Annotated in this window: 3 protein-coding genes; 1 reads left to right on the plus strand and 2 read right to left on the minus strand. The window is 72.9% G+C overall.

All coding sequences use genetic code 11. From position 1 onward, the window contains the following. Together Aple_RS52825 and Aple_RS28830 are read right to left on the minus strand one after the other, a co-directional pair. Nucleotides 1–1,955: type I polyketide synthase (locus Aple_RS52825; RefSeq protein WP_373869646.1), on the minus strand; the 1,955-nt coding region annotated here is incomplete at its 3' end. After that, nucleotides 1,952–11,173, minus strand: a complete 9,222-nt coding sequence (locus tag Aple_RS28830; RefSeq protein WP_155347876.1) for a type I polyketide synthase — start codon at nt 11,171–11,173, stop codon at nt 1,952–1,954. The genes Aple_RS28830 and Aple_RS52825, both read right to left, overlap by 4 nt. A gap of 363 nt (nt 11,174–11,536) precedes the next feature. On the opposite strand from Aple_RS28830, the gene Aple_RS28835 reads away from it, so the two are divergent. Continuing rightward, the gene (locus Aple_RS28835; RefSeq protein ID WP_155347877.1) at nt 11,537–12,589 is read left to right on the plus strand and encodes a DegT/DnrJ/EryC1/StrS family aminotransferase; all 1,053 of its coding nucleotides are present in this window, start codon (nt 11,537–11,539) and stop codon (nt 12,587–12,589) included. Nucleotides 12,590–12,753: the final 164 nt, after the last annotated feature.

Raw genomic sequence — 12,753 nt, forward strand, 5'->3', positions numbered from 1 at the left:
AGCGCGATCTCCAGCGCGAACAACGCCGGCTGCGCCCACCCGGTCTGATCCAACGCCGCCGCTTCCGCCGTACCCGGCTCCGCGAACAGCACCTCACGCAGCGGCCCGTCCAGCAACGGGTCAAGCCCGGCGATCACCTCATCCAACGCCCGCGCGAACACCGGGAAACGGTCATACAGCTCCCGGCCCATCCCCGCCCGCTGACTGCCCTGACCCGTGAACAACACCGCCAGCTGCGGCTCCGCCCCGGCCACCCCGCGCACCACACCGGCAGCCGGACGGTCCTCGGCAACGGCCCGCAACCCGGCCAGCGCACCCTCACGGTCACCGGCTACCACCACCGCCCGGTGCTCGAAAACCGACCGCGTCGCAGCCAGCGAGAACGCCGTGTCGGCCAGCCCGGCCTCAGGCGCACCGCCCAGGTACGACACCAGCCGCCCGGCTTGCGCGCGCAACGCCTGATCGGTCCGGCCCGAGATCAGCAGCGGCACCGACGACCCACCGACCACCACGGGCGCCGGGTGCTCGTACGCGGTCTCCGCACTCTGCTCGATTGGACTCTGCTCGATGATCACGTGGGCGTTGGTGCCGCTGATCCCGAACGACGACACCGCGGCCCTGCGCGGGTGGCCGGTCCCCGGCCACCCAACCGGCTCGGTCACCAGCTCGACCGCGCCGGAGGCCCAGTCCACATGCGAAGACGGCGCATCCACATGCAACGTGCGCGGCACCACACCCTCGCGCATCGCCATAACCATCTTGATCACACCCGCCACGCCCGCCGCGGCCTGCGTGTGACCGATGTTCGACTTGATCGAACCCAGCAGCACGGGCCGATCCCGCGGCCGGTCCTGCCCGTAGGTGGCCAGCAGGGCCTGCGCCTCGATCGGGTCGCCCAGCGACGTCCCGGTACCGTGCGCCTCGACCACGTCGACATCCGCGTAGGACAACCCCGCCCCGGCCAGCGCCTGCCGGATCACCCGCTCCTGTGAAGGTCCGTTGGGCGCCGACAGGCCGTTGGAAGCGCCGTCCTGGTTGACCGCGCTGCCCCGCAGCACCGCGAGCACCCGGTGACCCAGCCGCCGCGCGTCCGACAGCCGCTCCACCACCAGGACGCCGGCGCCCTCCGCCCAGACGGTGCCGTCGGCCGCCGCCGCGAACGACTTGCACCGGCCGTCCGACGCCAGGCCCCGCTGCCTGCTGAACTCCACGAACATGCCGGGGTTGGCCATCACCGTGACGCCGCCGGCCAGGGCCAGGGAGCACTCCCCCGCCAGCAGGGCACGGGCCGCCTGGTGCAATGCGACCAGGGACGAGGAACAGGCGGTGTCCACGGTGACCGCGGGCCCCTCCAGGCCCAGCGCGTAAGCCACGCGCCCGGACACGACGCTGGCGGTGGTGCCGGTCAGCAGGTGCCCCTCGAATCCCTCGGGGGCGGCGTGCAGCGGCGCGGCGTAGTCCTGCGCGATCGCTCCGACGAACACACCGGTACGGCTGCCGCGCAGCGAGCGCGGGTCGATCCCGGCCCGCTCCACCGCCTCCCACGACGTCTCCAGCAGCAACCGCTGCTGCGGATCCATCGCCAGCGCCTCACGCGGCGAAATCCCGAAGAACTCCGCGTCGAACCCCGCCGCGTCCGCCAGGAACCCGCCCACCCGCAGGTAGCTCTTCCCGACCTGATCCGGGTCGGGGTCGTACAGGCTGTCCACGTTCCAGCCCCGATCGGCCGGGAAGTCGCCGATCGCGTCGCGCTCGCCAGCCACCAGTTCCCACAGGTCCTCCGGCGAGGTCACCCCGCCGGGGTACCGGCAGGCCATGCCGACGACGGCGATGGGCTCCCTGTCGCGTTCCTCCAGGTCGCGCAGGCGCTTGCGCGTCTCGTGCAGCTCGACGGTCACCCGCCTCAGGTATTCGACGAGCTGCTCGTTGTCCGTCATCCGCGCGTCCTCAGTCATCCGAGTTCCTCGTCGATAAAGCTGAGCAGTTCGGCCACCGAGGCCGTCTGGAGCCGTCCGGTGACCTCGCCGTCGCCGTTGGCCGGCGGTGGCGGCACGGTCCAGGCCGCCACCTGGTCGGACAGGAGCTTGAGGCGGGCGGTGACGTCGACGCGAAGTCCGTCGTCGGCGGGCGCGGCGGCCAGGGCGGCGGCGAGGCGGTCCAGGGCGGCCAGGACGCTCCCGCCGGGCTCGGGCGCGGCGGGCGCCAGTTCGGCGATCAGGTGCCGGGTCAGGGCCGCGGGCGTGGGGTGGTTGAACAGCAGGGCGGCGGGCAGGCGCAGGCCGGTGGCGGCGCAGAGCTGGTTGCGCAGCTCGACCGAGGTGAGCGAGTCGAAGCCCAGGTCCTTGAACGACGCGTCCACCTCGACGGCGCCCGCGGCGCCGTGCCCGAGCACGGCGGCCGACCGGGCGCTGATCAGTTCCAGCACCGTGCGGGTGCGGGCGCCGGGGTCGAGTGTGGCCAGCCGCTCGGCGAGCGGCATCCCGGCGGCGCGGCCGGGCGACGGCCGGGCGTGGACCTGGTGGATCGGGGGAACCAGGGCGCGCAGGACGGGCGCCGTGTCCGGCCCCGCGGCGCGTACGGCGGCGAGGTCGAGGCGGGCGGGCACGATCACCGGCTCATCCAGGGCCAGGATCCGGTCGAACAGGGCGAGCCCGTCGGGGACGGACAGCGGCGCCAGGCCCGCGCGGGCCATCCGGGAGCGGTCGGCGTCGCCGAGCGTGGTGGTCATGCCCTCGGTCCACGGTCCCCAGGCCAGGGCGGTCGTGGGGAGCCCGTGCGCGCGCCGGTGCCGGGCCAGGGCTTCCAGGAAGGCGTTGGCCGCCGCGTACGAGGCCTGGCCCGCGCCGCCGAGCGTGGCCATCACCGAGGAGTACAGCACGAGGGCGGGCGCGTCCGCGTCGCGCGTGGCGCGGTGCAGGTTGAGCGCGCCGTCCACCTTGGGGCGGAGCACGGCGTCCAGGCGCTCGGCGGTGAGCCCGGTGACGGTGGCGTCGTCCAGCACGGCGGCGGCGTGGACGACGACGGCGGGCCGGTGCTCGGCCAGGAGCGCCCCGACGGCGCCGGCGTCGGTGACGTCGCAGGCCGCGACGGTGATCCTCGGGCCGAGGCCGGGTATCTCCTGGCCGCCGCGCCCGGCCAGCACCACCCGGCCCACGTCGTGGCGGTCGATCAGGTGCCGGGCGAGCGCGCGGCCGAGCGCGCCGGTGCCGCCGGTGATCAGGACCGTGTCGCGGGGTCCTGGCCGGACGGGCATGGTGAGCGCGACCTTGCCCACGTGCCGGGCCTGGCTCAGGTGCCGGAACGCGTCGGGGGCGCGGCGCAGGTCCCAGGTGGCCACGGGCAGCGGGGCCAGCTCGCCACGCTCGAACAACGCCAGCACCTCGCGCAGCAGGCGGCCGAGGTGGCCGGGGTCCAGGTCCAGCAGGTCGAACGCCTGGTAGCGCAGGTGCGGGTACCGGTGGGGGTCGCGGATGTCGGTCTTGCCCATCTCCACGAACCGGCCGCCGGGGCGCAGCAGCCGCAGCGAGGCGTCCACCAGTTCACCGGCGAGGGAGTTGAGCACCACGTCCACGTCCCGGCCGCCGAAGTGGCGCTCGAACTCGGCGGTGCGCGAGGAGGCCAGGTTCGAGCCGGGCACGCCCAGGGCACGCACCTGGTCCCACTTGCCGGGGCTCGCGGTGGCGAGCACATTCGCGCCGAGGCGCCGGGCGATCTGGACCGCGGCCATGCCGACGCCGCCCGCCGCCGAGTGGATCAGCACGGTCTCCCCCGCGCGCAGCCCGGCCAGTTCCACCAGCGCGTGGTAGGCGGTGAGGAAGACGATGGGCGTGGTGGCGGCCAAGGCGTAGGACCATCCGTCCGGGATGGGGGCGAGCGCGCGCTCGTCAGCCACCGCGGTGGTGGCGAAGGCGTGGGAGAACACACCCATCACCCGGTCGCCGGGCGCGTACTCGGTCACCCCGGGACCGGTCTCGGCGACCACGCCCGCCGCTTCCAGGCCCAGGGCGCCTCCGCCACCGCCGGGGTAGAGGCCGAGCGTGATCATCACGTCGCGAAAGTTGACCCCGGCCGCGCGAACGTCCACGCGCACCTGGCCGGGGGCGAGCGGCGCGCCGGGATCCGCGACGAGGGACAGGCCGTCCAGGGTGCCGCCCCCGTCCTGGGAGAGCCGCCAGTGGGCGGCCCCGCCGGGCGGGAGCAGGTGGCGGGAGGCACGGGCGAGCCTGGGCACACGGGCCGTCCCCGCGCGCAGCGCGAGCTGGGGCTCCCCGGTCGCCACGGCGGCGGCGAGCGCGTGCTCGGACGCCTCGTGGCCGTCGCTGTCCACCAGGACGATCCTGCCAGGGTGCTCGGTCTGGGCCGAGCGCGCCAGGCCCCACACGGCCGCCGCCGCGGGATCGGCCGGGTGCTCGCGGTCATCCACGGCGACGGCGCCGCCGGTCACCAGCACCAGGGGCCGCTCATCAGCGCCCGCCACGGCGTCGCGGACGAGAGCCAGGCCCCGGTGCACGATCTCGCGCACGGAAGCGGCCGTCGGCTCGTCCTCGCCAGTGGAATCGCTGGTGGACAGACGCACGATCCGGGGCGCGGGCGCTTCGCCGGGGGTCAACGGCAGTTCAGGCCACTCCACGGTGAACATCGAGTCGGCGAACCTCGAGTCGGCGCGCACGCCGGACGGCGCGACGGGGCGCAGCACCAGCGAGCCGATCACCGCGACCGGGTGTCCCTGCCCGTCGGCCAGCGTGACCGAGAAGGATCCCGCTCCCGAGGACGTGACCTCGACGCGCGCTTCGCGCGCGTCGACGCGGTGCAGCGACACGTCCTCGAAGACGAAGGGCACCACGGGCTCCCCCGAATCGCCGGCGGCCAGGACCGCCGCGTGCAGCGCGGCGTCCAGCAGGGCCGGGTGCAGGCCGAACCCGGACCCGCCCAGACCGGAAGGCAGCGCCACCTCGGCGTGCGCGGTCCCGCCGTCGAGGGTGACGGCGCGCAGGCCGCGAAAGGCCGGGCCGTAGTCGTAGCCGCGCGCGGCGAGCCGGCGGTACGCCTCCGCCGCGTCGATCCCTGACACCCCCTCGGGCGGGACCCGCCGCTCCTGAGCGGAGGGCTCATCCGGGGCGAGCGTCCCGGTGGCGTGCCTGGTCCACGGGTCGTCCTGGCCGTGCCGGGCATACCAGGCGATGCGACGCCTGCCGTCGGCGTCGGCCGCGCCCACCGCGAGCTGGATCGCCGATTCGCCGTCGCCGGGCAGCGGAAGGGGCGCCTCCAGGGTGAGCTCGGCCACCCGGGGGCAGCCGAGCCTGGCGCCCGCGTACAGGGCCGACTCCAACATCGCGGCGCCCGGCAGCAGCGCCACGCCGCCCACCACGTGGTCGGCCAGCCAGGGGTGGGCCCGGCGCGAGAGCGTGCCGGTGAACAGGGTCTCGCCGGTGGCGGCGGACGGCACGGGATCGCCGAGGAAGGGGTGCGCGTCCGTCGCGCCGCCGGGCGCCAGCCAGTAGCGCCGCCGCTGGAACGCGTAGGTCGGCAGGTCCACGCGGCGAGCGGCCGGAAACAGACTCCGCCATCGCACCGGCGTGCCGTGCACGTAGAGCCGGGCGGCGGCGGTGAGCGCCGTGGCTTCCTCGCCGCGGTCCTTGCGCAGGATGGGGAAGGCGGCCGGACCCGGCGGCTCACCGGAATCCTGGTCAACCGAGAGGTTCTGGTGGACGAGTGCCGACAGCCCGCCGTCCGGGCCGAGTTCCAGGAACGTCCTGGCCCCCGCCGAGGCGGCGGCGCGCACCGCGGCGGCGAAACGCACCGGGCGCACGACGTGGTCCACCCAGTACTCAGGCGAGCACAGGTACGCGGCGTCCACCGGCTCGCCGGTCACGGTGGAGATGATCGGCAGGCTCGGCTCGTGGAAGGTCAGCCCCCCGACGACCTTCCAGAACTCCGCCAGCATCGGCTCCATCAGCGGCGAGTGGAACGCGTGGCTCACCCGCAGGCGGGTGGCCTTGCCGAAGTGCGCGGCGGTGCGCAGGACGGCGTCGCCGTCCCCGGCGATCACGACGGAGGACGGCCCGTTCACCGCGGCGATGACGGCTCCGTCCTCCAGCAGCGGCTCCACCTCCGCCTCACTGGCCAGGACCGACACCATGGCCCCGCCCTCGGGCAGGCGCTGCATCAGGCGGCCCCGGGCCGCGACCAGCGTGCAGGCGTCGTCCAGGGAGAGCACACCGGCCACGTGGGCGGCGGCGATCTCGCCGATCGAGTGCCCCACCAGCAGGTCCGGCGTCACGCCCCAGGACTCCAGCAGACGGAACAGAGCGACCTCAATGGCGAAGAGCGCCGGCTGGGCGAACTCGGTGCGGTCCAGCGGCACCGGATCCGTACCGAACATCACCTCGCGCGGCGGCCGCTCCAGCTCGCCGGCCAGCCGCGCGAGAACATCGTCGAGTGCGCGGGCGAACACCGGGAACCGGGCGGCGAGCTCGCGGCCCATCCCGATCCGCTGCGCGCCCTGTCCCGCGAACAGCACCGCCAGTGCCCCTGGCCGGCCGGCGACACCGCGTGCCGCCTCGGCCACACCGTCAGCGGTGGCCAGGAGCACCGCCCGGTGGGCGAATTCCGAGCGTGCCGTCACCAGCGAGTAGCCGACGTCCGCCGGATCGGCTCCGCTCTCGGCCAGGAACGACGTCAGCCGGTCGATCTGGGCGCCGAGCGCCGCCTCGCTCTTGCCGGTGACCACGCAGGGCACCACGGCGGGAGCCGAGGAAGGGGGCGGCCCGGACTCGGGGTCCTGAGCCTGCTCGATGATCACGTGCGCGTTGGTGCCGCTGATCCCGAACGACGACACCGCGGCCCTGCGCGGATGGCCGGTCCGCGGCCACTCCACCGGTTCCGTCACCGGCTCCACCGCGCCGGCCGACCAGTCGACCCGGGACGTGCGAGCATCGACGTGCAACGTACGCGGCACGATCCCCCGCCGCATGGCCTGCACCATCTTGATCACGCCCGCGACCCCCGCGGCCGCCTGGCTGTGACCGATGTTCGACTTGATGGACCCCAGCAGCAGCGGCCGTTCCCGGCCCTGCCCGTACGTCGCGAGCAGGGCCTGGGCCTCGATCGGGTCGCCGAGGGCGGTGCCGGTGCCGTGCGCCTCCACCACGTCCACATCCGCCGGGGCCAGGCCGGCGCCGCGCAGCGCCTGCCGGATCACCCGCTGCTGGGAGGCGCCGCTGGGGGCGGTCAGGCCGTTGGAGGCGCCGTCGGAGTTGACGGCGGAGCCGCGGAGCACGGCGAGCACGTGGTGACCGTTGCGGCGGGCATCCGACAGCCGTTCCAGGACCAGCACGCCGACGCCCTCGGCCCAGCCCGTGCCGTCGGCGGCGTCGGCGAAAGCCTTGCACCGGCCGTCCGGGGACAGACCGCCCTGCTTGGCGAACTCCAGGAAGATGCCCGGCGTCGACAGGACGGTGACACCGCCCGCCAGCGCCAGCGAGCACTCCCCCGACCGCAGCCCCTGCGCGGCCAGGTGCAGGCCGACCAGCGACGACGAGCACGCGGTGTCCACCGTGATCGCGGGACCTTCCAGGCCCAGGGTGTACGCGACCCGGCCGGACAGGACGCTGGGCGAGGTACCCGTCAGCGTGTACCCTTCGATGTCGCCGGACGCCTCGTACATCCGGGCGCCGTAGTCCTGCGCCATCGCGCCCAGATAGACGCCGGTCCTGGTGCCCTGCAGCGACGAGGGCGGCATCCCGGCCCGCTCCACCGCCTCCCAGGTCACCTCCAGCGCCAGCCGCTGCTGCGGCTCCATCGCCAGCGCCTCGCGCGGCGAGATTCCGAAGAAGGCGGCGTCGAAGTCGCCCGCGTCGTAGAGGAAGCCGCCGCGAAGGTTCCTGGGGGCGGTCCCCCAGCCACGGTCGGCGGGCATGGCCGACACGGCGTCCGCGCCGGCGTCGACCAGCCGCCACAGGCTTTCCGGTGAGTCGATCCCGCCCGGGTAGCGGCAGGCCATCCCGATGATCGCGATGGGCTCGTCGGCCGGGAGAGTGGAAGCCACCGGTTCCGGGAGCGGGGGGGACCCGGAACCGGTGGCGGCTGTGGACGTCAGGAAGGCGGCGAGCCTCGCCGGCGTGGGGTGGTCGAAAAGGGCGTTCGCGGTCAGCGGCAGCCCGGCGGCCGAACTGAGCTGGACCGTGAGCTCGACGAGCATCGCGGAGTCGAAACCGAGCTCCTTGAAGGGCAGACCGAGCTCGACCCGATCCGGATCGTCAGTTCCGAGGATCGCCGCGCACGCGTCACGGACCACGTCGAGCAGGTCGGCGGGCCGCTGAACATCGTCAGGACCGGCCCCGCGATCGACGGCGGGACCGGCCGAGACCGTTTCTTTCCGCCCGCCCCGCGGGCCGGATTCTCGTGGCTCGGCCTCTTCGAGCCAGTATCGGTCACGCTGGAACGCGTACGTCGGCAGCTCGACCCGGGACGCGACGGGGATGAACCTCTCCCAGCCGACCTCCACCCCGTTGGCGTGCAGGTCGGCGACCGAGGTGACCATACGGGAAACCCCGGCGTTGTTCCTCCTGATGGTGCAGACGGCCACCGCCGGGCGGCCGGCGGCCCGCGCGCCTTCGTGGATGCTCCCGATCAGCACCGGGTGCGAGCTCACCTCGATGAAGGCGCCGAGCCCGTCCGCCAGCATCCGCCCGACCGTGCCATGGAAGTCGACCGGCTGGCGCAGGTTGCGGTACCAGTAGTCAGCGTCGAGCTCCGCGGTGTCCATGGGGGCGCCGGTCACCGTCGAGTAGAAGGGGATCGCCGAGCTGCGGGGCCGGATCGACGCCAGCGTCGACACCAGCTGTTCCTCGATCAGCTCGACCATGGCGCCGTGCGAGGCGTAGTCGATACTGATCCGTCGCATCCGCGCCGTATCCGCCAGTTCGGCCATCATCTCGGCCAGCGCGTCGTTGTCCCCGGACACCGCCGCGGAGGACGGATCGTTGATGACGGCGACGGACAGGCGGCCTTCCCAGCGGGCCAGCCGCTCCTTCAGGACGTCCAGCGGCAGTCCCACGGAAACCATGCCGCCGTGGCCGGAGAGGACCTCGCCGACCAGCTTCGACCTGACGGTCACGATCCGGGCGCCGTCCTCTAACGACAGCGCGTCCGCGACGCACGCGGCGGCGACCTCGCCCAGCGAGTGGCCCACGACGGCGGCCGGTTCGACGCCGTACGACCGCCACAGCGCCGCCAGCGAGACCATGATCGCCCACAGCACCGGCTGGATCACGTCCGCGCGATCCCTGGGCGGGCTGCCGGGTTCCTCCCGGACGACGCCCATCAGCGACCAGTCGACGAAGGGCGCCAGCGCCGCCTCGCATTCCGCCATGGCGGCGGCGAACACCGGTGCGGAGTCGAGCAGCTCCACCCCCATCCCGGCCCACTGCGCCCCGTGGCCGGGGAAGACGAACACCTGATGGCCGGGGCGTTGCCAACCGAGCGCCGCCGGTGTCGTGTGCTGGCCGAGCCCGAAGACCAGCCGCATCTTGTCCAGGCGTTCCACCTGGTCGGCGAGGACGCGGTTGGAACCGGAATCGACGCCGCGCACCAGACCGGGCGCGGAGCGCCCTTCCGACAGCGCGTCCAGCCTGCGGAGCAGCTCCTCTTCCCCGTCACCGACGACGACCGCCCGATGGCGCAGGCCCGCCCGGGTCGTCACCAGCGAGTAGGCCACATCGGCGATCGACAGGTCCGCGTGTTCCCTGACGTGGCGGGCCAGCCGGGCCGCCTGGGCCCGCAGCGCGCCCTCGGTGTGGCCGGACAGCGTCCAGTACGCCGGTGACGGCGTCTCCGGCCGCTCCTGGACGCTCCCGGTGTCCGGGGAGACACGCGCCGGGGCGGAGGTCAGTACGACGTGGCAGTTGGTGCCGCCCAGTCCGAAGGACGAGACACCCGCGACGATCGGGGCGTCTTCCCCATCGCCGGCCGGCCACGGCATCGCCGACCGCACCACCCGCAGGTTCCACTCGTCGAATCGGATCGCGGGATTCGGGCTTTCGAAGTTGAGGCTCGGCGGCAGCAGCCGCCGCTCGACGGCCAGTGCGGTCTTGAGCAGGCCGACGATTCCGGCGGCACCTTCCAGGTGGCCGACATTGGTCTTCACCGATCCCACCCACAGGGGGGCGCCAGCACGCTCCGCGCCGTAGACGGCGCCGAGAGCGGTGGCTTCGGTGGGGTCGCCCACCCGGGTGCCGGTGCCGTGCAGCTCCACGTACCCGACGCTCGCCGGGTCCACGCCGGCCCGCCGGCAGGCGGACCTCAGCACGCGTTCCTGAGCCAGGGCGCTCGGTGTGGTGAGCGCGTCGCCGGGGCCGTCGTTGTTGACCGCGCTCCCCGCGATGACGCAGTACACGTGGTCGCCGTCCGCGAGGGCGCGCGACAGCGGCTTGAGCAGGACGATGGCGCCGCCCTCACCGCGGACGTAACCGTTCGCCCGCGCGTCGAAGGTGAAGCACCTGCCGTCCGGGGACAGCGCGCCGAGTTCCGCGGCCGCCATGGCGCTCTCCGCGGCCAGGTTGAGCTGGACCCCACCCGCGAGGGCCATGCTGGACTCGCCGCTGCGGATGCTCTCGCAGGCCAGGTGCACCGCCACCAGCGACGACGACTGGCCGGTGTCCACCGCCACGCTCGGTCCTGTCAGGGCGAGGAAGTGCGATACGCGGTTGGCGAGGATGCTGCGGTTGACGCCGGTAAGCGAGTGATGGCCGATTCCCGCCGCTCCGGCCTGACGGCTCAGCAGCGCGTAGTCGTCGGCCGTCGCACCGAGGAACACGCCGACGTCGGCCCCGCGGACCTGGGCGGACGCGATACGCGCGTTCTCCAGAGCCTCCCAGCTGAGTTCCAGAGTCAGCCGCTGCTGGGGGTCCATCGCGCGGGCCTCGCGGGGCGAGATCCCAAAGAACGCGGCGTCGAACCGGTCGATCCCGTCCAGGAACGCGCCGTACGCGCTGGGGCCGAGCTCCGGGCCCGCGTTCCAACGGCCGGGCGGCACCGTGGACACGGCGCTCACGCCGTCGCTCAGCAGCCGCCAGAACTCCGACGGGCCGGGCGCGGAGGGCAGCCGGCAGGACACTCCGACGATCGCGATCGCGTCGCCACTCGTGCCGGACCCACGCTCGGATCGATTCACGCGCCGCTCCCCTCGTCTTGCCGCCACGCGGAACCACGGATTCACCGCCCGGCAAGGGTGCGCTCGAATCGCCGCGTCCCGGCTTCCGGCCTCAGCCGCGACAAACTATGCCGATCACCCCGCTGTGCGTTTCACTAGTTGTGATGCCGCACGCCAAAGGGTGGTGACCGGATCGATGCGCTTCTTCGCGCAGTAGGCGGATCCTAGTGATTTCACGAGTGCCGTCCGGGTTCTTCTGTACGTGACCCGGCGTGTCTTCGGCGAGTCCCGTGTCGCGGGAGCGGCGGGGAAGACGGGACTTTCCGAGCGTCCTCTTGTCGCCCCGTGCCGACGAGCCGACCGGCTGATGAGTGAGGGAAATCAATGGCGTTCAAATATCAGGTGTCGAAGCCGTACCTCACCGGACGGGAACTGGAGTACCTCACCGAGGCCGTCAACTCCGGCTGGATATCCTCGCAAGGCCCCTTCGTCGGGCGCTTCGAGGAAGAATTCGCCCAGTACAACGGCTTCGCTCACGGCGTCGCGTGCTCCTCGGGCACGACCGCGCTCACCCTCGCGCTGCGCGCGCTGGGGGTCGGTCCCGGCGACGAGGTCCTGGTACCGGAGTTCACCATGGTCGCCACGGCGTGGGCGGTCAGCTACACGGGCGCGGTGCCGGTGTTCGTCGACTGCGCCGACGACCTCAACATCGACGTCTCGCTGATCGAGGAGAAGATCACTCCACGTACCAAGGTCATCATGCCGGTGCACGTCTACGGCCGGCGCTGCGACATGGACGCGATCATGAACGTGGCGTACGAGTACAACCTGCGGGTGGTCGAGGATTCGGCGGAGGCGATGGGGGTGCGCCCGGTGGGCGACGTGGCGTGCTTCTCCCTGTTCGCCAACAAGATCATCACGGCCGGCGAGGGGGGTGTCTGCGTCACCAACAGCGAGCATCTGGCCCGGCAGATGGCCCACCTGCGCGGCATGGCCTTCAGCAAGGAGCACAACTTCATCCACAAGAAGCTGGCCTACAACTTCCGCATGACCAACATGCAGGCCGCGGTCGCCCTGGCCCAGCTGGAGCGGGTCGAGGAGATACTCGCCATCCGCAAACGGATCGAAAGCCACTACGACAGCGGACTCGACGGCATCGCCGGGGTCACCCTCATGCCGCCCCGCGACGTGCTGTGGATGTACGACATCCGGGTCGAGCGGCGGGAGGAACTGCGGGAGTTCCTCGCGGACGCGGGGATCGAGACCCGGCTGTTCTTCCAGCCCATGAGCCGCCAGCCGATGTACTTCAACCCCGACTGGCCGTCGCTGAACGCCGCCCGCTTCGCGGCCGACGGTCTCTATCTGCCCACCGACCCCGGGCTGTCCGAGTCGGACCAGGACTTCGTGATCGGCAAGATCCGCGAGTTCTACCTGTAGGGGGCAGTCCTCTCTAGTGATTTCCGGGAACCGGTTGCAGCAGGATGTGCCGGACGAGCAAACAAGATCGCTGCTCGGACCCGCCACCTACACCACTTCGGCGGCCGATCCAGGGAGGCAATCGAGAGTGAAAGCAACTCCGACCGTCGCGGCTCCGGCCCTTG

Source organism: Acrocarpospora pleiomorpha, assembly GCF_009687885.1.
Taxonomy (GTDB): domain Bacteria; phylum Actinomycetota; class Actinomycetes; order Streptosporangiales; family Streptosporangiaceae; genus Acrocarpospora; species Acrocarpospora pleiomorpha.